20 protein-coding genes and 5 pseudogenes are annotated in these 21,975 nt (G+C 57.0%); 10 read left to right on the forward strand and 15 right to left on the reverse strand.

The window, feature by feature from the left end; genetic code table 11:
* Nucleotides 1-10: 10 nt before the first annotated feature.
* The gene (gene tnpA / locus ACERJA_RS13200) at nt 11-409 is read left to right on the forward strand and encodes an IS200/IS605 family transposase (RefSeq protein WP_373608731.1); all 399 of its coding nucleotides are present in this window, start codon (nt 11-13) and stop codon (nt 407-409) included.
* Nucleotides 410-476: 67 nt separating this feature from the next.
* Here tnpA and ACERJA_RS13205 read toward each other — a convergent pair.
* From ACERJA_RS13205 to ACERJA_RS13215, 3 genes and pseudogenes are all read right to left on the reverse strand, one after another.
* Nucleotides 477-604 (reverse strand): annotated as a pseudogene (locus tag ACERJA_RS13205) (IS4 family transposase); the annotation flags it as partial.
* A gap of 94 nt (nt 605-698) precedes the next feature.
* Nucleotides 699-3,413 carry an RND family transporter gene (locus tag ACERJA_RS13210; RefSeq protein ID WP_373608732.1) on the reverse strand — a complete coding sequence of 905 codons (2,715 nt, stop codon included), beginning with the start codon at nt 3,411-3,413 and terminating at the stop codon, nt 699-701.
* Entirely contained in the window at nt 3,414-5,201 is a 1,788-nt protein-coding gene (locus ACERJA_RS13215) for a COG1361 S-layer family protein (protein WP_373608733.1), read from the reverse strand.
* A 380-nt stretch (nt 5,202-5,581) separates the two neighbouring features.
* On the opposite strand from ACERJA_RS13215, the gene ACERJA_RS13220 reads away from it, so the two are divergent.
* Nucleotides 5,582-6,184: a TetR/AcrR family transcriptional regulator gene (locus ACERJA_RS13220; RefSeq protein WP_373608735.1), complete on the forward strand. Its 603-nt coding sequence runs from the start codon at nt 5,582-5,584 to the stop codon at nt 6,182-6,184.
* 50 nt (nt 6,185-6,234) lie between these two features.
* Here the strand turns inward: ACERJA_RS13220 and ACERJA_RS13225 are convergent, their stop codons facing one another.
* The 4 genes from ACERJA_RS13225 to ACERJA_RS13240 form a co-directional block, all read right to left on the reverse strand.
* Nucleotides 6,235-7,563 carry an MFS transporter gene (locus ACERJA_RS13225; RefSeq protein WP_373608736.1) on the reverse strand — a complete coding sequence of 443 codons (1,329 nt, stop codon included), beginning with the start codon at nt 7,561-7,563 and terminating at the stop codon, nt 6,235-6,237.
* Nucleotides 7,564-7,575: 12 nt separating this feature from the next.
* Entirely contained in the window at nt 7,576-8,004 is a 429-nt protein-coding gene (locus tag ACERJA_RS13230; RefSeq protein WP_373608737.1) for a low molecular weight phosphatase family protein, read from the reverse strand.
* A 239-nt stretch (nt 8,005-8,243) separates the two neighbouring features.
* Complete coding sequence (locus ACERJA_RS13235) at nt 8,244-8,972, reverse strand: helix-turn-helix domain-containing protein (RefSeq protein ID WP_373608869.1); 729 nt, start codon at nt 8,970-8,972, stop codon at nt 8,244-8,246.
* 53 nt (nt 8,973-9,025) lie between these two features.
* Complete coding sequence (locus ACERJA_RS13240) at nt 9,026-9,349, reverse strand: cupin domain-containing protein (protein WP_373608738.1); 324 nt, start codon at nt 9,347-9,349, stop codon at nt 9,026-9,028.
* Between the two features lie 139 nt (nt 9,350-9,488).
* Between ACERJA_RS13240 and ACERJA_RS13245 the strand changes: the two genes are divergently transcribed.
* Nucleotides 9,489-10,601: an MBL fold metallo-hydrolase gene (locus tag ACERJA_RS13245; protein ID WP_373608739.1), complete on the forward strand. Its 1,113-nt coding sequence runs from the start codon at nt 9,489-9,491 to the stop codon at nt 10,599-10,601.
* A 3-nt stretch (nt 10,602-10,604) separates the two neighbouring features.
* Nucleotides 10,605-11,915 (forward strand): MFS transporter, encoded by a 1,311-nt coding sequence (locus ACERJA_RS13250; protein ID WP_373608740.1) that lies wholly within the window; start codon nt 10,605-10,607, stop codon nt 11,913-11,915.
* Nucleotides 11,916-11,930: 15 nt separating this feature from the next.
* On the opposite strand, the gene ACERJA_RS13255 is transcribed toward ACERJA_RS13250, so the two are convergent.
* Nucleotides 11,931-12,107, reverse strand: coding sequence for a hypothetical protein (locus tag ACERJA_RS13255; protein ID WP_373608741.1), 177 nt, complete (start codon nt 12,105-12,107; stop codon nt 11,931-11,933).
* A 161-nt stretch (nt 12,108-12,268) separates the two neighbouring features.
* On the opposite strand from ACERJA_RS13255, the pseudogene ACERJA_RS13260 reads away from it, so the two are divergent.
* Nucleotides 12,269-12,469: pseudogene (locus ACERJA_RS13260) on the forward strand (IS6 family transposase); the annotation flags it as partial.
* Between the two features lie 809 nt (nt 12,470-13,278).
* Here ACERJA_RS13260 and ACERJA_RS13265 read toward each other — a convergent pair.
* The 3 genes and pseudogenes from ACERJA_RS13265 to ACERJA_RS13275 all read right to left on the reverse strand — a co-directional run.
* A complete protein-coding gene (locus ACERJA_RS13265) occupies nt 13,279-13,992 on the reverse strand; it encodes an IS630 family transposase (protein ID WP_373608870.1) in 714 nt (237 codons plus the stop codon).
* On the reverse strand, nt 13,940-14,425 hold the full coding sequence (locus ACERJA_RS13270) for a helix-turn-helix domain-containing protein (RefSeq protein ID WP_373608742.1): 486 nt from the start codon (nt 14,423-14,425) through the stop codon (nt 13,940-13,942). The genes ACERJA_RS13265 and ACERJA_RS13270 overlap by 53 nt, the downstream gene beginning before the upstream one ends.
* Nucleotides 14,426-14,481: 56 nt before the next feature.
* Nucleotides 14,482-15,147 (reverse strand): annotated as a pseudogene (locus tag ACERJA_RS13275) (IS5 family transposase); the annotation flags it as partial.
* Nucleotides 15,148-15,559: 412 nt separating this feature from the next.
* Between ACERJA_RS13275 and ACERJA_RS13280 the strand changes: the two are divergent.
* From ACERJA_RS13280 to ACERJA_RS13290, 3 genes and pseudogenes are all read left to right on the forward strand, one after another.
* On the forward strand, nt 15,560-16,006 hold the full coding sequence (locus tag ACERJA_RS13280; protein ID WP_373608743.1) for a hypothetical protein: 447 nt from the start codon (nt 15,560-15,562) through the stop codon (nt 16,004-16,006).
* Between the two features lie 174 nt (nt 16,007-16,180).
* Nucleotides 16,181-16,423: pseudogene (locus ACERJA_RS13285) on the forward strand (DUF6516 family protein); the annotation flags it as partial.
* 18 nt (nt 16,424-16,441) lie between these two features.
* Nucleotides 16,442-16,834 (forward strand): MarR family transcriptional regulator, encoded by a 393-nt coding sequence (locus ACERJA_RS13290; RefSeq protein WP_373608744.1) that lies wholly within the window; start codon nt 16,442-16,444, stop codon nt 16,832-16,834.
* Nucleotides 16,835-16,956: 122 nt separating this feature from the next.
* Here ACERJA_RS13290 and ACERJA_RS13295 read toward each other — a convergent pair whose 3' ends face one another.
* The 3 genes from ACERJA_RS13295 to ACERJA_RS13305 are packed head-to-tail and all read right to left on the reverse strand — an operon-like array spanning nt 16,957 to nt 19,817.
* The gene (locus ACERJA_RS13295) at nt 16,957-17,748 is read right to left on the reverse strand and encodes a tyrosine-type recombinase/integrase (protein WP_373608745.1); all 792 of its coding nucleotides are present in this window, start codon (nt 17,746-17,748) and stop codon (nt 16,957-16,959) included.
* A 36-nt stretch (nt 17,749-17,784) separates the two neighbouring features.
* Complete coding sequence (locus tag ACERJA_RS13300; protein WP_373608746.1) at nt 17,785-18,585, reverse strand: hypothetical protein; 801 nt, start codon at nt 18,583-18,585, stop codon at nt 17,785-17,787.
* On the reverse strand, nt 18,582-19,817 hold the full coding sequence (locus ACERJA_RS13305; RefSeq protein ID WP_373608747.1) for a tyrosine-type recombinase/integrase: 1,236 nt from the start codon (nt 19,815-19,817) through the stop codon (nt 18,582-18,584). The genes ACERJA_RS13300 and ACERJA_RS13305 overlap by 4 nt, the downstream gene beginning before the upstream one ends.
* 402 nt (nt 19,818-20,219) lie before the next feature.
* Between ACERJA_RS13305 and ACERJA_RS13310 the strand changes: the two are divergent.
* Nucleotides 20,220-20,528: pseudogene (locus ACERJA_RS13310) on the forward strand (ISNCY family transposase); the annotation flags it as partial.
* 30 nt (nt 20,529-20,558) lie between these two features.
* Here ACERJA_RS13310 and ACERJA_RS13315 read toward each other — a convergent pair.
* Nucleotides 20,559-20,906 (reverse strand): hypothetical protein, encoded by a 348-nt coding sequence (locus tag ACERJA_RS13315; RefSeq protein ID WP_373608748.1) that lies wholly within the window; start codon nt 20,904-20,906, stop codon nt 20,559-20,561.
* A gap of 141 nt (nt 20,907-21,047) precedes the next feature.
* Between ACERJA_RS13315 and ACERJA_RS13320 the strand changes: the two genes are divergently transcribed.
* Entirely contained in the window at nt 21,048-21,932 is an 885-nt protein-coding gene (locus tag ACERJA_RS13320; protein WP_373608749.1) for an IS1595 family transposase, read from the forward strand.
* Nucleotides 21,933-21,975: the final 43 nt, after the last annotated feature.

Consider the following 21,975-nt stretch of genomic DNA (forward strand, 5'->3'; position numbering starts at 1 on the left):
TGTTATCAATATGGGTGAAAAGCGGTCGAATCATACGGTGTTTAATCTCAACTACCACTTCGTGTGGTGTCCAAAGTACCGGCACGCGATGCTCGAACCAATCGAAGATTCGCTGGAAGCGTGTTTCCGCGCCGTGTGTGACGAGTACGAATACGATATACTGTCGCTCCACATCTCGCCTGATCACGTCCACCTGTTCCTATCCACGCATCCGAAGTATGCACCGAGCGAGATCGTTCGGACGGTCAAGAGCATCACGGCACGAAAGATGTGGGAACAGCACGAACCATACTTGGAGGAATATCTGTGGGGTGGTGGATTCTGGGAACAGTCGTACTACATTGGAACGGCAGGAACAGTTTCGTCAGAGACGATTGAACGCTACATCGAACGAACAGAACACGTTTGAATGTCGGCTTCACCCTCGGGGTCAAGCCCCGAGGCACTCGCCTTGCTCATCTGTAGAGAATGAGCTAGGCGTGCGACCGGAAGGTCGCCGTCCAGCAATCCGTGGAAACACAAGGCCATTACCTGCGTGTTCGATGAACAGACTGAGCAATTCGCGACTCACAACCAAGGACAACAGCGCCGCGTACAGCAAAATCACTTCGTTTTTGTGGCAGGGTTCGAGGGTGCCGTCTGCACCCAGTTGGTTCCTCCCGAACGGCTCGGCGTCGGTTGACCTGGCGGTTTCGGTTTCACTGCCAGGAGGGCAGACTGAGAGCACCGCTCTCGAATCGATCCCAGACGACGATCACCGAGGGCAACACGAGGAGCGACGTGAAGCAAGCGTAGAACACGCCCAGCGCGAGGAGCAAGCCAAACTCCATGATGAGCGGGATCAACGCGACGTACAGGACGCCGAGACCGCAGACGGTCGTGAGCATACTCCCGGTCAGAGCACCGCCCGTCCCGCGGACAGTCACCATCAGCGCCTCGTGGGCGTCGTGGCCGTCTTCGAACTCGTCGACGAAACGGTGCATGAAGTGGACCGTGTAGTCAACCCCCAATCCGATCGACACGGAAAGGATCGGCGCGTTGATCGGGCTCAGCGGAATGTCGAAGTACCGCATCGACCCCGCGAGGAGCGCGACGGTCAACAACACCGGTACGAGGTTGATCACGCCGTAGATCGCTCGCCCCTCGAGCCACCAGTAGGTGAGCACGAGGAAGATCGCCGTCAGGACGAACGCGATGAGCAGGCTGTTGATCGACGCATCGGTGGTCTCGTCGATCACGGACTCGAAGATGACGAGCTGACCGGTCGCCGTCGCGTCCATCGGCATCTCCTCGGCTGTTTCCTGGGTGGCGACGACGGCTTCGTCTTGCTCTGCATCGACGTCGACCATGATGTCGATCTGAGCCGCGCCGCGATCGGTCGTGAGTCGCTGGCTAGCCTCGCCGCTGGCTTCGGATTCGAAGAGTTCGTCGTAGACGGCGTCGACGTCACGGTCCGGGATTCCGTCGCCCGTCGAATCGTGCTGGGCGACGACCGCGTTGAACTCTGGATCCTCCTCGGCGTGGGATTCGATGACTGAGAGGATGCTCTCTGCTTCTGCCTTCCGACTGTTGCTCTCGAACTCGTCGGGCGGGTTCTCGAGCGCTCTGTTGATGTCTCTCAGGGCGGTATCCGATCGTAAGTCCCCGTCCTCGACGTAGATGGTGACCGACTCCTCCATTCCCTCCTCGAAGTCTTCTTCCATGTAGTCGAGGACGGTCATAAAGGTGTACTCGCCGGGAGAGAGCGGGCCAGGTAAGTGCTGGTACTGATCGACGCGGTCTTGCTCGGGGAAGAACGCCTCTTCGTCAAACTCGGTGTCAACGCCGGTTCCGTAGGCCGCGGCACCGCCGCCGATGACGAGAATCGCCACGAGGAAAAGCACCGGCGCTACTTTCGAGATGTGGACGCCGACGGGCAGAACCTTCCCCATGTAGGAGTCTTCGCGACCCAACGGGGTGGTCCCGAACTCGGGGAAGCGTGTTCCGTCGCGGAGTCGGTCGAACCCGACTTTCCCCGCCGGGAGGAAGACACCGAAGATGAGGAAGGTGAAGATCATCCCGAAGGCGGCGACGATCCCGAAGTCTTGCATTCCGCCCATTGAACTGACGAGGTTCGCCGCGAAGCTGAAGACGGTCGTGATCGTCACGATGAGGAACGCGGTCGTCAGCTGTGCCGACGTGACGGTCATCGACTCGCCGATTGAGACACCCTTGGCCCGCTCTTCACGATAGCGATTGATTATGTGTATGCCGAAGTCGATCCCGACTGCTAACAGTAAGGGGAAGACGACGATCAGGGAGTCCGAGAAGGGAATGTTCGCGAATCCCATGAAGCCGAACGTCCAAATCATCGTCATTATGAGCGCTGCGAGCCCCAGGCTGAGATCGATCGGATCTCGGTAGGCCACCAGCAGGAAGAACAAGATGAGCACGACCGCCGCCGGGAAGACGACAATCGAAGTGTCGCCCAGCAGCTGGAGGGTTTCCTCTTCGATGATCGCGTCGCCGAAGATGACGATATTCTCGCCGCTCTCGAAGCCGTCGATCTCGTTAGCGATATCCTCGGTTTCGTACTGTAGGCCCGCGTAATTGTCCGTGTCGGCCATCGGCGCGGTGTCGTAGGTGATCGCGATCTGGGCGACGTTCGCCTGTGCTGATTCAGGCGTGAAGTCGGTACTCACCGGGAGACCGGCCACCTCGTCGGCATCGGCGATCGCCTCCTCGAGTTGACGATCCGACGCACTGTTTACGTCTCGGTACTGTTCTTCCGGTGTTTCCGATTCGGGATCGAGCTGTCCTGCGATCAGGGACGCGGGGCTCGTCGAGGACTCGACGCGGAGATCGTCGTTGGTCTCTATCTCGTCCTGGAACTCGAGCATCCGCAGGAGGTTCGTTTCGGAGAGGACGTTGCGTTCGTCCTCGACGAATAACTGGGCGGTCGTACCACCCTCCTCGTGGCCTGATTCACCGAAGTTATCCTGGATGTCCTCGTAGGCTTCGGCCTCCTCGGTGTCGTCGGCGAACTGGTCTGCCCCGGCTTCCTGCTCGCCACCGCCCATGCCAGCACCGATCATGAACAGGCCCGTCAGCAGGAGAAAAACGACGACGATCGTCCACGGGCGCTTCGAAATAAGCGGGTTCACTCGCCGGGTGAAAGGGTCGCTGCCGCGGCCGTCGTCCGGGCTCCCGCTCGAATCGCCCAACGAGCCGATGCGACTCGAGAGCGAGCCGAACAGGCCGCCAAACCGACCGGCGTTGCCCGAATCGCTTCGAGCGGTCCCGCCACCGCTGGCGGGACTGCCGCTATCGGAGCTCCCGCCGTCGGCGCCGCTGCCGGAGAGACCGCCATCACCGAAACGATCGGCGAGGCTGTCGTCGCTGGCGCGGTCGTCGGGGCGATCGGAGTCGGTCATTCAGTTATCCCGTTGCCACCAGAGAGTGATTCCGACGCCGGCGACGGTGAACGCACCCAGAAGGCCGACGAGTGTGCCCGTGATTCCGCCGCCGTCGTCTTCGGCGCTCTCGACCTCGATCGGATGCTGGTAGGTGTCCGAAACCGTCGTGTCACCGCGCTCGGTGTCGTACTGGAAGTCCAGTTCGATAGGATGGGGTTCAGTGGTCGCCTGGTCGCTAGCCGAGACGTCGAAGGTGATCTCGGCGGTTTCGCCGGGCTCGAGTTTGTCGACGAACGCCTCGTCGTTGTCCGTATTGAGCTCGCCGCTCGTGTACAACATCGCGTCGATGTTCGAGAGCGTCTCCGAGCGGTCGTTGGTGATCTCGAGGGTGAACTCCTCAGTTCCATCCTGGGGAACCGAGATGTTGTCGCCCTCGATGGCGAACTCGTCCTGATAGTCGTCGACGACGACGCGTTCGGAGTGCGGGCCGTCCTCGAGCGGTGAGTTGTCACCGCCGGTGTACTCAACGCTGAACTGCATCTGGCGGTCGCCGCCGTCGGCCTGCCCGCTCACGTCGGTCGGGAAGTGGAAGTCGGCGGTTTCGCCGGGTTCGATCTCGGGCAGCGCGTAGTAGGTGTCTTCGATGAACAGCGATTCGCTCATCGGCTCCGCCACCAGGACCGCATCATCAATGGTCCGCGGCCCGTCGTTGTGGACCTGCCCGGTTATGTCTCCGTTGTAGCCGACCGCGAGGTCCTCCGCGACGTTCTGAATCGAGAACTCTTGTTCGGCCATCGGTGCGAGGCTGGCGGATTCGGTGATCCCGTCCTGGAGAATGCCGTTCTCGTCCTCGTAGCTGAACTCGAGATCGATCGGCTTCGCTCCGTCGCTGGTCGATTTGTCGAGGTCGACGTTCACGTTCGTCGTCGTCGTTTCGTTCGGCTTGAGGTCGCCGAGGTGTTCTTCCGCGACTTCTCCGTTGATGATGACGCCGCCGCTGCCAGAGATCGTCGCCTGCGTGTTGTTCGCGGCTTCGGTTCCGGTGTTCTTGATCTCGATATTCGCGCTGCCGCTCGCGCCGGGTTCTGCATTCGTCGAGAGGTCGGTGACGTCGAAGCGCGGTTCGTCCGGCACTTCGATGGTCACGTCTTCGGTCGTACTGTCGCTCGTTCGATCGACGCTGCCGTCCGTTCCGATCGTTTCCGCGTACGTGTAGTCGATTTCGAGGGAGACGTCGTACTCGCCAGGTTCGATATCGTCGGGAACGTTCACCGGAAACACCGCTCCGGAAACGTCTCCGTCCTGGACAGGTCCGATAGAGACCTTGTCCACCTGTGCGTCGAACGGCCCGTCGTCGTCCATCTCGACGGTGACGCTCTGGGCGTCAGTGACCCCTTCACCGGATCCCGTCGTAATCTCGCCGTCGTTCGAGATCTGGAACTCGAGTTCTTCAGTTATTCCGGATGCAACTTCGTTGTCCGAAAGATCGGCTGAGAGGTCAGGCTCGCCCCGATCCGGTGGAACGTAGTCGCTACCGCCTCCCCTGGTATCTGGCATCGGAGCGTCTTCATCCGGTTCCTCCGCAGTCAGGAATTCTTCGAGTACTCCGTCATCTTCCTGGAGCGTTTGTTCAAACTCACCGTCATTGTCACCTTCCTCATAGTCGCCAAATCCGAGAGCGATATGTAGGTTGTCCAAGTTTACGTCGCTGATGCCAAACTCGATTTCTTCCTCTTCCTCTAACTCTTCTATAACGCTCAGCGCTCCTCCCTGACTGAGCCCTTCTTCCTCAGCAAGGGCACCCATCGGGATTATACCCGCGCTGATAGCGACGAGAAAAGCTAGAACCACTGCGACGAACGATTGGCGTCCCCCCTTCATGTGTTATCTCCACGACTGTCGAGACGCACGCGATGCGATAGTGCGCTGTACTCACGAGCGCTCAAAGAAAATACATTGGCTCGATGAATGTCTGTCATTGGTTGAGGTCAGGAGGGATCCTTGATAGGCTTTGTGATTGAACATTCAATCAACCCCCTTTTTGGTTCCTCAGGTAGTCTGCGATACTATGAGTCACAGGGAGCGAACGGCGGCTGCCAGTCCTCGAGACAGCCACGACTGGCAGGGATCACCACCACCGCGAGTCATCGAGTGTTTAGTGCTTGAGCACCGACGGGTGAGTAACGATGTCTCGTGATCTTCTTGAAAACCCCTCGGGGACACGCGAGGAAATCCTCGCCGCGACGCTCGAGTCGCTTTGCGAACACGGCTACGCGGATCTCACGATCGACAAGATCGGCGACGAGTTCGAGAAGAGTCAGTCATTGATCTACCACCACTACGACGGAAAGGACGACCTCGTTCTGGAGACGCTCGAGTACGTCCTCGAGGAGTATCGCACCGGGTCCCTCGAGATGGAGGTCGAAGACCCCCGGGAAAAACTCGAGAAAGTCATCACCGAACCGCTCGAAGAGACCATCAGCGACAAAGAGCGCAAGTCTCTCGCGACGCTGTTCGAGTTGCGAACGCGGGCGATCCACAACGACGCCTACCGCGAACATTTCACGCGGAGCGACGAGGTCTTTGAGGAGTTCATCGTCGACATTATCGAGGAAGGTAACGAAAAAGGCGTCTTCCGCGCGTGTAATCCAGTCGGGGTCGCGGCGACGGTGACCACCGTCACAAACGGCGCGCTTGTGCGACGGTCGACCAGCGACAGCGACGACTGGATCGCCGACGTTCGGGATGAAGTGGAGTCCTACCTCGAGAAGTGCGTTTACGCGGAGTGATTGGAATACAAAGTGAGATATCGGAGAATGGAGAAGAGACTGATAGACGTCTACTGATACGCCTCAAATTCTTTCCCGTAGAGAGCGAAGTATATGACCCCGACCATCCCGATAATCGACGCGATCGTGAACGCAGTCTCGGGAGTTACGTAGTCCCAGAGCACTCCCCCGAGCAAACCGCTGGGGATCACGATAGCGCCCCGTACAAAGTAATAGGACCCGGTGACTCGACCGCCCGCTCCCCGTTCTGCTGGACCGACGATCAACGCCTTGTGTGCAGGGAGACCAGCAAATCGCAATCCGGAAAACGCGAACAGGGCGATCAGAACCCAGACGTTCTCTGGCGCAAAGATCAGCATGACCGGAAACACGGCGTAGACAAAGAATCCGAAGCCGACAACCGGTTTGAGACCGGTCCGTTCGGCGATCGTCGCCGCCGGTGCCATCGTCAGGAGCGCAACAAGCATCTCAATCCCCGTGAGTACCCCGAACAACGCTGCTGGAGCCAGATCGATCGCACCGACCACGGGCAGGTTCACCAGCCAGCCGATCTCCATCAGCTGCGTGATCACCAAAATGAAAAACACATACACCATCCCATTTGCGAACCGTATGAACGTATCCGCCACGAGCAGTGGCCGCAACGGTTCTGGGAGCGCTCTAAGATCGTCAAGGATCTGTCCGAAGCCTTCGAACTCGGAGCCCACGGAATCTTCTTCGGCCTCGTACATGACGTGCTGGACGATCGTCCCGAGAAGGGCGAAGACGATCCCGATGACAAGTACCCACAGGAACCCCGGCATGAACTCGTCGGCGACCAACACCGCGACAATCAGCGGAGCGAGCAGGAAAGCCGTCCGCCGAAATGTCTCCGTGCTAGCGAATCCGCGAGCCAGACGATCCGGTTCCGTGGCCTGCTTGACGATGGCATAGTGGCCACCGATACCGAAAGACTTCCAGCACTGAGCGAGCAACAGGCCGACGAACACCCACACCCACGGCTCGATGGTGAGGATACCAAGATCGATGGGATCAATGAAGGCGGCTGCCAGCCAGATGCCGAACCCGATCGCCGACAGAAAGCCAAAGACGGTCAGGGCATAGCGAGAACCGACACGATCTGAGATTACGCCACCATAATACGGATACACCGCACCGATCACGTTCCCAAATGATCCCCAGATTCCGACGACGAGGCCTGAGGCACCCAGAAAGACGAGGTACTCCGAGAGGAACCGGTTTGTCATCTGGAACCCGAGGCTGAACGCGAACATCGCCAGCGAGAGAACGAGCACATCCCGTTTAAGCGAAAAGAACTGCTGAAACGTATCTAATGGGCTCGTTTCATCTGCCTCGACCGTGACTTGTTCTTTAGCCATTGGTGAGTCCGTTTATGGTTGCGTGTCCGACAGCTCTATTCGATCAAAAAAGTCTTCGACACGCTGCTGAATCTCATCTCGTTGAGATCGAATAGCGTCCAAATTGTCACTCCCAGGATGGTCAAGCTCCCACGTCTCTGTTGTCCCATCCCAGTCATCGGGGGCAAATTCGTCGATCGAACACCCCATCGTGACAACGTATTCAGCGTCAGCAACGTCATCTTCCGTGATTTTGCGTGGTTTCCGATCGGTGATGTCAATCCCCACCTCGTCGAGCACCGTAATCACATCCTCGTGAACGTGATCATGAGGATCAATTCCGCCAGTAACAATAGAGACTCTATCCGCAAGTTGCCGCTGGCTTTGCAGTTGTTCGGCGAACGCGGTCGCCATCTGACTGCGGCCAGCGTTCCCGACACAGACGAACGCTATTTTGATCATAGGCTTGTATCATGGGTCGAGAGTAAATATGTTCGTTTATATAGTACGAGGGACCCAAATTCGTCGTCGTCGGCCCGCCGAACCGCTTTCGTCCGCGGGTCTGTTTCGCCTACGTCACGAACGACATGGGCCAAGGAGAAGAGGAGTTTGAGAAAGACGTCGCGAACGGCAGCGAGGCCGCACTCGAGGTGACCGACACCGCTGCCACGGCCTGGCACGACCTCGAGGACGAGGAGTGATCAGTCGTCGGCCGGCGTGACTCCTCGAGGCTCCGCCCGAAGCACGTCGCCCTGGGTCTCTGTCAGCAGTCGCACAAACTGCCCGGCGTTCGTGACGAGCTTGTTCTCGGCTTTTCTGAGATGTTCCTCGAAGGTCGCTCGAGCGACGGTTGTCTCCTCGGCGAGTTCGGCGATCGACGCGCCCCTGGGCTGATCATAATAGCCCGCATCGAGGGCGATCCGCAGCGCCTCGAGCTGGCGCTGCGTGAGCCCGTCAAACAGTCGGTCGACCGAAAACAGCGAACTGTGGGGGACGTGGCGCTCCTCGATCGAAGTCTTCGAGAGGACGTCGATCTCGCGGCTCTCGTCGAGTTCGGCGAGCAAGGCGGTGACGTCGCCCTCGTCGAAGCCAATCACCGAATAGTGCTCCCAGCCGTTACGGTACACCGTCGGCGGCAGGTGCACGCAGTTGTGGCGCTCGAACTTCCGGACGATTGACTCCTCAATGGGACAGGAACACGACTGGACGATCGCGTTCAGGTCCGAGCCATCGATCGAGGTGTGGAGGACCGTCCCGAGTTCGTCGATTTCCTCGAGTAACTCGTCGTCGTCGGCGTCCAGAGCGGTGATCTCGAGGATCTGGCAGTCCTGGAGGTACCACTCCCGGATCGACATCCCAGGAAACTGCTCCGAGACCTCTCGGTAGGGACACTCGTGGCGGAGCTTGAATGAGACTTCGTACATTCCTATACATAGTACAACGCCTTTGAGCTCAATAGTTTTGCCGGCTATAACCGGCTCGATTAGCCGAGGAAGGCGTCAGTGACCCATCGTAAGGAGGAGTCCATCTCGAGTGACACTGGCGCGCTGACGAGGACGAACACACTCTCTTCGTCACTGTTCGTGATCTGTCGAGTCGACTCGGGGGAAATCCAGATCGCGTCGCCGAGTCCCATCTCGACTTCCTCGTCGTCAACGACGACTGTCGCCTCGCCTTCAATCAGGACGTACACTTCCTCATGGCCGTCCTCGCGATGGTCGTGTGGCTCGCTACGCCAGCCCGGCTCACACCTGACGATCGTTATTCCAACGTTCCGACACTCGAGTGGGCCCCCGAGGAAGTGCATGCCTCCCCGGATCGTCTCGATATCGTCGTAGTTCGCCTGTAGTTTCCCATGCTTCCCTCGTCGGTCCCTAACGAAATATCACGAGTGCCGGTTATAACTGGCACCGAGAATATGCCCCTACTCCCCTTACGGTATATCGATGTCAGAGATTGCGCCGGAAACCGTTGCACAACGACTCGAGCGGGGAGATGACGACTTCACGCTCGTCGATATTCGTCAGGGGACCGACTTCGAGGAATGGCACGTCCCGAGTAGTGAGAACGTCGACGTCTACGAGGAGCTGAAAGACGATCCCGACGCGGCAGCCGAGGTGCTTTCCGACCTGCCGGAAGACGGCGAGATCGTTACCGTCTGTGGAGCGGGCGTACTCGCCGCCGACGCGGCGGACCTGCTCCGAGACCAGGGGTACGACGCTAAAACCCTCGAGGATGGCATGAACGGCTGGGCCCGGGTCCACCGCCACGCCGAACTCGAGACCGACCTTGAGGGCGAACTGATCCAAGTCGCCCGGCCCGGCACGGGCTGTCTCTCTCATGTCCTGATCTCCGAAGGCGAAGGCGCCGTCTTCGAACCCTCCCAATACACCGAGGAGTATGAGGCGATCCTCGCCGAATACGACGCCGATCTGTCGGGCATCTTCGATACCCACGCCCACGCCGACCACGTCTCCGGCGGACAGAAACTTGCCGAGAGCCAGGAGGCACCGTACCACCTGCACCCTGCCGACGACGACGGGATCGGCGCCACGCACGTCGAGGATGGAGAGGTCTTAGAGGTCGGTGCAGTCGAGATTGAAGTGATCCACACGCCAGGCCACAGCCCGGGCAGCGTCACCTACGCCCTCGAAGAGGAGGCGCTGCTCACCGGTGACACGCTCTTTCACAACAGCGTCGGCCGGGTCGAACTCGGCGTCGACGCCGGACTCGAGGAGACGAATGTCGAGGACAACGCCGAGACGCTCTACGAGAGCCTAGAGCGCCTCCGCAACAGGAGCGGTGACCCGCTCGTGTTGCCGGCCCACGACCCCGGCTCGCCACAGCCGCCGGTGGTCGCCCGCCTGAGCGAGGTCAAAGAGCAAAACAAAGCGTTCGGCCAGGACCGGAAGACCCTGGTCGCGGCACTGGCCGGCGACATCCCTGACCAGCCAGCGAACTTCGAGCGCATCAAGCTCGCAAACGTCGGCACGGAGGAGATTTCGGAGGAAGAGGCGGACGAACTCGAACTCGGTCCGAATCGCTGTGCGGCTGAATAATCCATGAGCGGAGAGTACGCACAGGGCATCCGTCGCAACTGGCGGCAGTTCCTCTTGCAGATCATGACGGTCTTCGCCGTCGGGCTCACGATGGGTTCACAGCGCAACGTCGTGCCCATCATGGGCGAGGAGACCTTCGGCGTCGAATCCCTGCTGGTGATCGGCTCGTTCGTCGTGAGCTTCGGGATCGTCAAGGCCGTCCTCAACCTCTATTCGGGCAAGTGGGCCGATTCCTACGGCCGGAAACCGATCCTGATCGCAGGGTGGGTCGCCGCCCTTCCTATTCCGTTCATCCTGATCTACGCGCCAAGCTGGAGCTGGATCGCCGTCGGGAACGTCTTGCTCGGGGTCAACCAGGGCGTCGCCTGGAGCATGAGCATGATCTCGAAGATTGAACTCGCCGGCCCCGACGAGCGTGGGCTCGCCGCGGGACTCGACGAGGCCTTTGGCTACACCGGCGTCGCCGCCGGCGCGTGGTTTACGGGTGTGATCGCCGCCCAGTACAGCCTCCGGCCAGAGCCGTTTTACTTCCTCGCAGCGGTGATCGTCGTCGCCATGCTCATCGCGATCGTTCTGATCGAGGAGACGCTCCCCTACGCGAAAGCGGAGGCCGCGGGCCTCGAGGACGACGGCGTCGAGGCTGACGGCGGGAAAAACGAGGCTGATCTCACCTTTACGGAGATCGTCAAGCGTGCGACGTACAAAGACCGGACGCTCTTTACGGCCGCCCAGGCGGGCCACGTCGAGAACTTTGTCGATACGCTCGTCTGGATCGCCTTCCCCATCTTCCTCGTCACCCAGGGTCTCGGCGTCGCCCAAGTCGGCGTCGTGGTCGGTGTCCACAGCGCGGCATACTTCCTCCAGGTCTACACCGGCCGACTCGGTGACCGAGTGGGACGAAAGCCGCCGATCGTTGTCGGCTTCTTCCTCGCCGGCGCGGGCGTCCTCGGGATGGTGCTCGTCGAGGGATACTATCTCTGGATTCTCTTCTCGGCGCTGTCAGGCGTTGGGATGGCACTGCACTACCCCAACCTGATCGCGGTCGCCAGTGACGCCGCCCACCCGTTGTGGCGCTCGACCGGCCTTGGCGTCTACCGCCTCTGGCGTGATCTGGGCTACGCCGTCGGCGCTGTCCTCATCGGCCTCACCGTCGACGTGCTGTTCATCGAAGCCGCCTTCTACGGCACCGCGATTGCCATGTTCCTCTCCGGTGGCCTGGTCGTGGTCTGGATGGAGGAGACCCACCCCGACTTCGGCACCCACGAACCGCCGTCGGTTGATCTCGAGAAACCCGAGGAAGCCACTCAGGACTGATCGGCACAAGATTGCCTACCGCTCGAGATCCAACTCCTGATCCGCCTCTTCCCGTCCGGACCCGAACTCGAACAGCACGTCTAGAAGTTCGTTGACCGCGAGTAGGCGCTCAGGACGGCGTTCGAATTCCTCCTCGCTGATCTGGTCACTGGCGTAGCGGCCTTTGAATTCTGCGAGGGCGTCGTTAGTCATCTAGACGTGATAATATTCCAAGTATCTGTCAGAGGAGGAGACTAGTCCCGTCTCATTGGTCCGATCGATGCGACTGAATGGATGACTTCCGGTTTGTGGGACACGTCGGGGCACTGTCCATTGAGCGTAAAAAGTGAGGGGGTACAATTTTGTGGTGCTCTATGTCAAAAATCGACCGTCTCAGTGGGTGTACCGACTGGATTGGTTTGAGCTCTGTGGAGAGAGAACAGACACCGCGTCAACTGATGGACCTCGGTATTCGCCTTCATCTTGCCGGCTTCTCACTTTCAAATACCGTTCGAGAATTAGAGAAGTTCGGTGTCAAACGTAGCCGTAAGGCAGTCCACCATTGGGTTCACAAATACGAACGTATATCGGACAAGTTGTTAACAAATCATATGAACAAAAGAGTAATCAAATTGAAACGGCGACCGGAAGCGGTTGCTTGCGTGCGGGGATGTTTGACGTCCTCCTGCGCCTAAAGTCGCAGGAATCCCGCGGTACTGCGCCGCTGCGTTGGGAATTTCAGGTTTGCAACCCTACCAGACACCAATCCAGGTAGAATCTGAATGGTGCCCGCGGTCTTGCGGGTGGGGTCAACTGGGAGCGCCAAACCCCCGGTACTCCTATCCTCATCCACTAGATTCCCCTCGTTTCCTCGGGGCTTACCACGTGAAGTCGATAGACTTGGAGTTACTTGTGACCGTTGTTGGGTAACCGTGTGTAACACTCGAAGACGCGGCACTGGGAGAGACGCCGTCAGCGTATCTCGTTCACCGCGTGCGGTTTCCGATACTGTCTCATTGTTGACGGCGGGCTGGCCGCCTCGGCAGGACACTCGACGCCCGCGATGAGTGTGTGTCGAGTTCATCCTGTTTCAGAGTACGGCGTGGTGTCAGTTGAACATGTCGATAGAAATTCTAACAAAGTGGAATGCATGGGAATACTCACAAGTGACGGCGCGTATCCACGGGCTTCAGCCCGTGGTATTGCGCCTGTTCAGCGTATAATTTTCCGCGACCGGAATCAAACAGATTGACCGCCGATGGATGATAGTCGAGACAGCGAACATCGGAAGGCTATCGCAGAATTCTCGTCTGACTCGATCTGGGACATTATTTACAACAGTGCATCTATAAGCATTGTTGAGCCTGTTTTTCTCAGTGTAGCTTCAAGCCTGAATTTGTAGATCCTCTTCAATCTCAATCGGGTAGAGCTGGCGTAGCTTGAGCCGGGCATCGTCAGTAGTAAACTGCCAGTCGATGGAACGATTGGTCGTGTTTCGACGCCTTTGCCACGCAGCGACCTCCGCTCGGAGGGTCGCTGCGTGGTAGATCCGGCGATCAAGGCACTGTCGTTTGAGGACGCCTATCTCGATTTCGGCCATATTCAGCCAGCTTCCTCTCTTGGGAGTGTAGTGAAACTCGAACCGATCAAGATACGCCTGAGCATAATCAGGTGGAAAGAACTGGTAGAAGGCAGCAGGCTTGTGGGTGTTGAGTTGATCCATCACTACCCGGATGCAGTCCGCATCCGGGTAGTGAATATCTGCGAGTTCGACCATTCGGTCAATCCATTCTGTTGTCCGCCTCTTCTCAGTAATTTCGACGTTCACCCAGCCAGTCAGCGGTTCTGTCGAGAGGTGTATTCGCTGTTTCCCGTTGCGTTTGTAGCGGTGATCGGATCGGGCGACCGCTCCCGGTCGGGCCGGGAGCGGGTCGCGTTCGTGTCCTCGTAGAGCCTTGCTAGATTCATCAAAACAGATGACTGGACGGGTTTCGTCGTACGGTTCGTGGTAGAGATTGAGAACATCTTCCATGTAGTAGACGAAGTCAGCGTCCTGTTCTGGAGGTATCTCCCAGTAGCTGGAGAGATGAGGTTTCAGGGCGTTTTTTTAATCGCTGTCGGACGGCCTCGTGAGAGATCGACTCGAAGTCGATCTCGTCGAGGGTAACGAGTTCGTCGGCAAGGAGGTGGAGTGTCCATCGAGAGTGTCCTTCTGGCGGTTCGCTGCAGGCGAGTTTGATGAGGTGGGCTTCGGCGTTTCCGTCAAGCTTGCGTTCGTACTCACGGTCGGGTTTGCGGCGATGAATCGCCGCAATCCCTCGTTCAGTGTAGTCTTTGCGTGTGTTGTGGACGGTTTGGGGATGACAGCCGACGTGCTCACTGATTGTCGCATCAGTGAGCCCGTCATCAGCTTTCAGAAGGATACGTGCGCGTGTGTTGTCTTGGGCTCTCCGTTCACCGGTAGAGGTGAACCATTCGAGCGTCTTGCGGTCTTCGTCGCCGAGCTCAACAATGTATTTCTTCCCTCCCATTCAGTAAGAGACGCGGTCAGAGAAGATACGTTAGACGTTCACTGTTGAAGCTACACTAAGCGTGCGTTCCATGCCTTGTGAAGCGGTGTGAACTCACGATGCTTGATTAGTGGACGAATCTCGTGTTGACGGGCAAGCTGTCTGATTTTCTGGTCGTCGTAGCCTTTGTCCCCGAGCAGGATGTCGATAGCCTCGGGGTTGCGTTTGATCAACGACGGAGCGATCTGGCTATCATGTTTTCGTGTCGTCGTCACGTGTAGATCAAGGACTGCGTTCACTTTGGAATCGACTAGCAGTGTTACTTTGAGTTGCTGAATTGTGAGTTTGGCTCGTTTCGTGTAGTGTTTGGAGGCGTGACTGCGGTCGAATCCCGAAGCGTCGATCCCCGCAACGCCGTTGGTCGGGAGCAGTGACACAGAGAGATTGAGAAGCACTCGCCAGACGGCCATATCGAGTCTATCGAACGCTTTGCATAGCGTAGACGGTGCAGGGAGTTCAGTGAGATTGATTGCGTTCCGGATACGGGGCATCTCGATGAGTTCGTCGAGAAGTGTTCGATACGTCGTATCCTTTCGAACTTTGAGACAGAGGAGAACGATGTGCTGATGGAGCGTATACCGTTGCTTCGAGAACTTCGAGGAGTATCGAGCGACGGCACGTTGCGCTAACTGAAATGCTTCCTCGACAAATCGGAGCAACCGAGACTTTGGGAGGGTCTGCATCTACTCAAACTATCGACTGAACCTGTAACTCACTAAGGATTTCAACAGAGCCGGGCACCAACTGAATTGGTCAGGCCGATCGTTGATAGTCCGCCTAGCGCTGTAGCCTTGATGAATTTCCTTCTTTGTGGCATACATAAATAGATTATCTATATATGATAATAAAACTTCTGGTAAAATGTCTGTATAGAACAACTATTGGTAACTAGTATGCGCACGATATTGATGGTCTCCAATATTTAGCCTATATAGAATAATATTTATAATCAGCCTTGCCGAATCCTCACCCAGTGATGTTCCAGCCGTCGCCAAGATCTATCAGAACTCACAGATTGGCATTTGGGAAGACTAAAAATAGCTTTCTCGGAAATAAGTGGATATAAATAGTAAAGAGAAACATCATTAAACACCTATGAGGGAAAAATCAGACTCCTCTCGGAGAAGATATCTTCTGGGATCAGGCATTCTTTGCAGCACTATTTTATCTGGATGTGTGGATGGCATAATTACTAATGATGAAATCTTCTCTCTATCAAAGATAGATATTTATAATTATACTGGTGAGGATCAAATAATATTAGTTGCTATTGAAGATGGTAACGAGCAGGTATATGCTGATACTGAACAAGTACCTTCGTCAGACGGAGACTCACCTGGAATTCGTGGAGTTGAAAATATTCCCGAATCGCCAGGGGTGTATAATACATATTTCGACCTAGAACGGAATCGTGATGATAATGCAGAATTTTGGGTTGAGTACGAAAACGTAAACAAAAACGAGGCCGAATATGTTGTGGATATTGTATCAGATCCTGATGGAAATCCTATCCTTGAATTGTCGCAAGATAGTGTATTCTGACCATTCTCTTATACTATCGCTAGGCGGTCTGTTTCAATAACGGGATGAAGTGGCGGGTGGATATTTTCAGGTGTGGTTCTCTCACGTTCATCGATTCTCACAACTAGAGCGTGTCATAGAATCCAACTCCTATGAAAATCCCGTACCGAGCTATACCACACCACTGACAATGATACTGTCGCCCGTGTCCGCGTGCTTTCGGTGCCCGAATCCGAGAAGTTTCCAGACGGCATCAAGTACGCCTTCCACTACGGCGTCGCCGGCGCTGATGATCCAATCATCCGATTCGATAACCACCACGGAATTCACGAACTGCATCTTGGTTCGGAGGTCTACGAGACCGACTATCCGGGACTGCAGACGCTGTATCGTGCTTGGCGTTCGGCACTCCCGTTCGCCAAACGAACTGACCGGTAATACACCGATCCCACACCCATGACCCAAACACTTCACGTCCGTATCAACTCGTCGTCCGACCGTAACGATCTCGAAGACACGCTTGCTGCTCTCGATGCTGGCGAGAGTGTCGACCCCAAGCCATCGACGCTCTCGGTGGAGGACCTCGAGACGTTCGGTCGAATCTTTCGGCCGACGAATCTCGAACTCCTCGAGGCAATCGCTAATCATGAGCCAGATAGTATTCGTGAACTCGCGCGGATCGTCGGCCGTCATCCGCCAGAAGTCACTGAGAACGTGACCGAACTTGCCGACTACGGACTCGTCGAACTCGAGCAAAACGGTCGCGCAAAGCGTCCGGTTGTGTGGTACGATGAGATCGATATCGACCTACCCATCGGTCAGCACTCTCCCGATGTTGCACCAGCGTAATATCTTCCTCACTTTTCGCTAACATCAGTAGTATGACGGCTGTTTTGGTTGACCGTTTGGGTAATTCGCTGATGAACGCCGCAGAATCATTTCGGATATAGAAGAGTGACTCAAGTTCGTTCTCAGCCACGAACGTCGTCAATCGAATCGGAGACATCCTTCATATTGACATCGGCGTAGGCCTCGTGGGTAGTCTCAATTGAGTTGTGTCGTAACGCTTCCTGAGCCTTTTCGGACATCCCGCTGGTATAGAGGTCGCGTCCGAGTGCCCGGCGAGCGCCGTGCAAGGTAAGATAGTCGTACTCCCCATCTGGATCGATCCCAGCTTCGTCGGTGAACCGTTTCATCAATCGACGGACGCCCTCTTTCGAGATCGACGGCGGTGGCACCTCATGCTCGCGATGCAGACGGTCGAGGACCTCGGTCTTACCGGTGTCGCCCCTATCTTTGAGCGCCGACGATACCCGGTCCTCACCGAGTTCGGCCTCGAATGCACGCTTTTTCGAGCCGTAGTGGCCGGTCGGGAAGACAGGCCACGCCTCGGTCGGTGGCTCTTGGACTCGAGACCATCGCTCGAGGACGTCGTGGACACTGGCAGGAAACGGAGCCTGTTCGTACTCACGCGATTTGCCGTAGACTTCAATCAACCGCTCGTCGAAGTCAACGTCGCTCCAGCGAAGGCCGTTGCGTTTGTCGTCTTTCGAGTCGGCGAACAACTCGGCACCTCGCGCCCCCGTCCCGTCGAGCATCACGACAATCGCCCGGTCACGGAAGGCCGTCTCGGCGTCGGTTCGAATCGTTCCCTCCAGGGCCATGTCCACGCGCCTGGTGGCGTACTCGAGCAACGTCTCGCGGTCCTCGGCGCTCCAGTACTGACGCTTGCGTTTTCCGTCGTCCTCTGGCAGCGGGTCCATCGCGGTGTTCGTATTCGCTGGGTTCGACTCGAGGTGTTACTCTCGCACCTCGTCGATCCTATCCGCTATACGCCGAGCTTTGTAGGGATTCTGAAACTGACCTATTTCGTCTTCCGCCTGCCGTTCCGCGTCCCCGGGTGGGTTTTCCTCAATGAACTTCCAGAACGTCCGCTCGGAAAGTCGAAGTAATTCGTCAGACGACCTCGGCGTTCGTCCTGGTTCCGGCGTCGGTTCATAGAGCTTCTCGAGCGAGTCCCGGGTGAGTGCCATCAGGCCGACGTTCTTCTGTTTGAACTCGTCGAGGTTCGTTATCGCGGGATCGATCCGATTGGCGTCGATGACCACGTACGCCTCCGTACCGATCATTTTCTTGTACGTCGTCGCTTGGTCGAGCCCGTCCTGCCATTTGTGCATTTTCAGTTCGTAGACTGTTACTCCACTGACAACCGTATCTGGGTAATTAAAGTGATACCACCCGTCGGAGTCTTCGAGCAGGTAGTTGTTGTCGACGAGCCACTCGAAGGCTTCCAGAGCCGTTTCCTCGTCTTCGTAGTACGGGCGCTCGAGTAGCTCTTCAACCGGGAGTGGACAGTTGTGTCTCGCCGTATCGTACGTCCGATGGTATTCCCTTGGAAGCCCCTCGTCGTTTCCGTACGTGACTACGCGCTCCCACGCCCGGTCGAGACCGACATGTGCGGCTACGAAATCAACCCGGGAGCGAGCGCCTGCTCGCTGTTCGTGGTACAGGTAGGTCGTGAAATCGTCTTTCAGCCGTTCGCCCATCACCCGTTCGAACGTCGGGTGCATGTCGTCTTCCTCGTTTTCGAAAATCGTCATGGGTTCACCTCGAACGCATCCGCCAGCCGCTCGCGCATGAACTCCCGCCGATACTTCCGCCGCTCACCTTCCGAGAGGTAGTTTTTCAGAACCACGCCCTCATCACTACTGCCTTGGTCGGCCGCAATCGCCTGTAGGTTCTCGAGGAGATGCTTTTGGGCCTCAAGGTACGTTGTGTACCAGAACCGCCGGCCCATTTTCGACGTCGGCGGCTCACCACCTACTCGGACGCCCGCTCGTTTGGCTATCCGCTGGAACCGCTGCTGGACCGTCCCGCCGACGATGTGGCCGCTCGAAGACGTGCTCGAGGGGAACAGATAGCCGTTCCAATGTCGATCTTGCGAACCGAGGGTGTCAGCGCGGACGGCAAGTTCGTGAACGCCGTAGATCAACGCGACCGTTCCCGGGCCGTTCTTCCGGCTCTCGTCGAAGGCAATGTGTGGGTCATCGCCCTCGAGTGTGAGCTGGGAGACGTGCAACGCGGCGACCTCACTCCGGCGAAGGCCCCACGCGCACAACGCGAGTACGAGGAGTTCTTCGCTCGGGGACTCTACGGCCTCGTAGATCTGTCGCACTTGGTCGGCCGACAGCGCCGGGTTGTCCGGGTTGCCCGATTCCCACTGGAACTCCTTGGGAATCTCGGCGACTGGGTTGAACGCCACCTTTGAACGCCGCTCGAGGTGATCATAGAACTGGCTTACGTCGCTGTGGTAGCGAAGCTTCGAGGCGTCAGTGGTTAACTCCCGATCGAACTCGTCGAACACACCGAGGACGCGTTCGTACTCTGTGCTCTCGTTCGATGGGTCTACCGCCTGGTCGACGAGGTCGGCTTGTCCGTAGAGATCGGCATAGACGCGAGCGTACTTCGCCAGTCGGGCCTGTTTGGTGTCGATCGTTGAGTCGGCCAGCCCGCGACGTCGTGAGAGCGACCGAAGGAACGTTTCGAGTTCGTCGATGGTGGTTTTATCATTGAAGCCCCAGGGGTACGGCCTGTCAGAACCGGCGTTCTCGTAGCCGACTGTGGCGAGAAACTCCGTGAGCGTCATGTCGTGGTGTTCACGAAGCGCGTAGGCGATTCCCGAGTAGCCAGCGTCGGTGATCTCCTCGTAGGTCGGCCGCGAGGAGAGGTCGACGCCCGCTCGCTCGAGGTCGATCTCGATGTAGGCGTTCCAGTAGTGCTGGAGTTCCTCGAAGGACATGCGGGACCAGCTGATTGCCTCCTCTTGAGTCATGCTCTCACCGACCTGAGAAGGTCGTTCGCTCCGGTTTGAGTGGTTTCTAAATCGCTCATTTTCACGTGTTTCAGTACTTATGACACTCACGTAAAACTACCGCTGAGTTGGTTGTCGTGTACTCGACAACCAAGCTAAGCAGTTATACAAGCAGATACGCCGAAATTGACGTAAATCTCATGTCGCTATACAAAACTTGACCTCTGTCTCTCACAACTTCGGGATCACAAATCCTACAAACCGCCAGTCCAATGACATACGTCACTATTGTCCTCGAAGAAGCTGTTTGTGAGGAGGTGCTTATTCGTCGTCTTCAGATGCAGCAGCGTTCATCACATCCATTCCTTGCTGAATCGGATGTTCCTCATGGAGGTCCTCGCTTCGCAGAAAACCATCTGAGAGGATCACGACGTTATTTCTGACGCACTCATTCCGATTAACGTGAATGAAGTGAAAGCCAGCGACGATGAATCTGAGTCGACAGTGTCTCGCGCACATATGCGCGAGCACGGGAGTAAGGTCGACGAACTCGCTCGCCGACACGGCTTTGCCGAGTTCGACTCCGATAGAGCCGACAACAGGGTCTACGAGGACGAACAGATCAAGGATCTGTTCTCTAATGCGTGCCTTGCGCAGGGGAGCGCTCATTCAGAAGGGAAGGCTGGCTGGTTTCTTGACGAGAATGAGATCTGTGACGACTCGACGTTTTTGTGATAGAGTCACAACCGATACACCATATCCTCAAAGTTCAAGTTCATTTTCAAAAGCCGAACAGATATTATCATCTTCAGAAGGTTTATCACAGGAACCTACTCGAAAATAAAAGAAGTCCTCCTCCGCGATTTGAACTGCGTCAAAAACACAGTCTGTATCCGCCTCTAAAGCCACATCAACCGTTTCCCACTCTCCGTTCAATCGAACCGCTAATTGAAACTCCCTTAGTTCGGTATCCCATGCACACTCAACGTTGGTTGCACTAGTCCTTCTAACATTCTCACCAATTTGTTCTGCAGGATCGACAGTGGTTTTATTCCTCTGTATTTGTTGATCGCCGTCTAAAGCACGAACGTCAATCGACTGTTCCTCCAAGGTTTCATTTTGAACCTCAAGAACGGCTAACTGGACCTTTGAATCAAAATATGAACGCTCTTCGGAAGCAGATTGTTGGTCGAACAGAGCTGGCGCTATGAAAGCGTAGCGGGCAAGGGTGATGCGTCAGCATCACCGACTATGTTTCCAATTGAAGTGTTTCGTTCGGAGGCGAGCGCCGCGAACCTGCTGGAGCAGGTTCGCTGGCGCGAGGGCCTCCAGTGCCCGCGCTGCCAGTCTGAATCGGTGATCAAGTACGGCAGCTATCGAGAGTATCAGCGGTATCGCTGTAAAAATTGTGGACGCACGTTCAACGACAAGACCGGCACGATCTTCGCGCACGCGAAGATCAGCCTCGAGAAGCTGTTGTTCGCGTTCTACTCGTTGCTCCGGTTCAACACGAGTATCCGCCAGTTAGACGCTGAACTTGATGTCTCGTATCGGTCGCTTCACCGGCGCGTCGAGCGCTTCGCCAGAACGCTCGACGCGCCTCGCATCGATCTCGTTGGCCCAGTCGAGATCGACGAGTTCTACGTCTCCGCCGGGAAGAAAGGCCGCGAGCGCGACCAACCGTCGCGCTCGCGTGGCCTGTCAAAACGTGGACGAGGAAGCTACGACGGAGATAAGCCACCTGTGTTTGTCCTCGTTGATCGCGGTAGCGATCAGCGATACGCCATCCCGTCGAAATCCGCCGACGAATCAACCGTGCGACTCCTCCTCAATAACCACGAGGAGGAGTCGCTGACAGTCTATACCGATGGATTTCGTGCCTACGACCCATTAGAGAAGGACGAAACGTACCAGCGAGAATCGGTTATTCATGGCGAAGGCGAGTACGTTGATGGAGACGCACACGTGAATACGTGCGAGAGCCACGCGTCGCTGGCGCGACGGTGGCTCTCGCCCCATCGAGGCATCTCGAAGAACAATCTCACTGCGTATCTCAGACTCTTCGAACTTCGCCGGAAAATCCTACGCAAACCCGGGCGAGACGCCCTGAAAGAGATTATTCGAACTGTTCTCTGACTCACCAACAATGACTCCGTGAGAATCCTGCTATTAAGCCCCT

The organism is Natronorubrum sp. A-ect3 (genome assembly GCF_041821125.1).
Lineage (GTDB): Archaea > Halobacteriota > Halobacteria > Halobacteriales > Natrialbaceae > Natronorubrum > Natronorubrum bangense.

What these genes read in the sequence shown, in the direction of transcription:
- tnpA (WP_373608731.1), top strand. Translation starts at nt 11, where the DNA reads ATGGGTGAAAAGCGGTCGAATCATACGGTGTTTAATCTCAACTACCAC.
- ACERJA_RS13210 (WP_373608732.1), bottom strand. Translation starts at nt 3,413, where the DNA reads ATGACCGACTCCGATCGCCCCGACGACCGCGCCAGCGACGACAGCCTC.
- ACERJA_RS13215 (WP_373608733.1), bottom strand. Translation starts at nt 5,201, where the DNA reads ATGGGTGCCCTTGCTGAGGAAGAAGGGCTCAGTCAGGGAGGAGCGCTG.
- ACERJA_RS13220 (WP_373608735.1), top strand. Translation starts at nt 5,582, where the DNA reads ATGTCTCGTGATCTTCTTGAAAACCCCTCGGGGACACGCGAGGAAATC.
- ACERJA_RS13225 (WP_373608736.1), bottom strand. Translation starts at nt 7,563, where the DNA reads ATGGCTAAAGAACAAGTCACGGTCGAGGCAGATGAAACGAGCCCATTA.
- ACERJA_RS13230 (WP_373608737.1), bottom strand. Translation starts at nt 8,004, where the DNA reads ATGATCAAAATAGCGTTCGTCTGTGTCGGGAACGCTGGCCGCAGTCAG.
- ACERJA_RS13240 (WP_373608738.1), bottom strand. Translation starts at nt 9,349, where the DNA reads ATGCACTTCCTCGGGGGCCCACTCGAGTGTCGGAACGTTGGAATAACG.
- ACERJA_RS13245 (WP_373608739.1), top strand. Translation starts at nt 9,489, where the DNA reads ATGTCAGAGATTGCGCCGGAAACCGTTGCACAACGACTCGAGCGGGGA.
- ACERJA_RS13250 (WP_373608740.1), top strand. Translation starts at nt 10,605, where the DNA reads ATGAGCGGAGAGTACGCACAGGGCATCCGTCGCAACTGGCGGCAGTTC.
- ACERJA_RS13255 (WP_373608741.1), bottom strand. Translation starts at nt 12,107, where the DNA reads ATGACTAACGACGCCCTCGCAGAATTCAAAGGCCGCTACGCCAGTGAC.
- ACERJA_RS13270 (WP_373608742.1), bottom strand. Translation starts at nt 14,425, where the DNA reads ATGGGAGGGAAGAAATACATTGTTGAGCTCGGCGACGAAGACCGCAAG.
- ACERJA_RS13280 (WP_373608743.1), top strand. Translation starts at nt 15,560, where the DNA reads ATGAGGGAAAAATCAGACTCCTCTCGGAGAAGATATCTTCTGGGATCA.
- ACERJA_RS13290 (WP_373608744.1), top strand. Translation starts at nt 16,442, where the DNA reads ATGACCCAAACACTTCACGTCCGTATCAACTCGTCGTCCGACCGTAAC.
- ACERJA_RS13295 (WP_373608745.1), bottom strand. Translation starts at nt 17,748, where the DNA reads ATGGACCCGCTGCCAGAGGACGACGGAAAACGCAAGCGTCAGTACTGG.
- ACERJA_RS13300 (WP_373608746.1), bottom strand. Translation starts at nt 18,585, where the DNA reads ATGACGATTTTCGAAAACGAGGAAGACGACATGCACCCGACGTTCGAA.
- ACERJA_RS13305 (WP_373608747.1), bottom strand. Translation starts at nt 19,817, where the DNA reads ATGACTCAAGAGGAGGCAATCAGCTGGTCCCGCATGTCCTTCGAGGAA.
- ACERJA_RS13320 (WP_373608749.1), top strand. Translation starts at nt 21,048, where the DNA reads ATGTTTCCAATTGAAGTGTTTCGTTCGGAGGCGAGCGCCGCGAACCTG.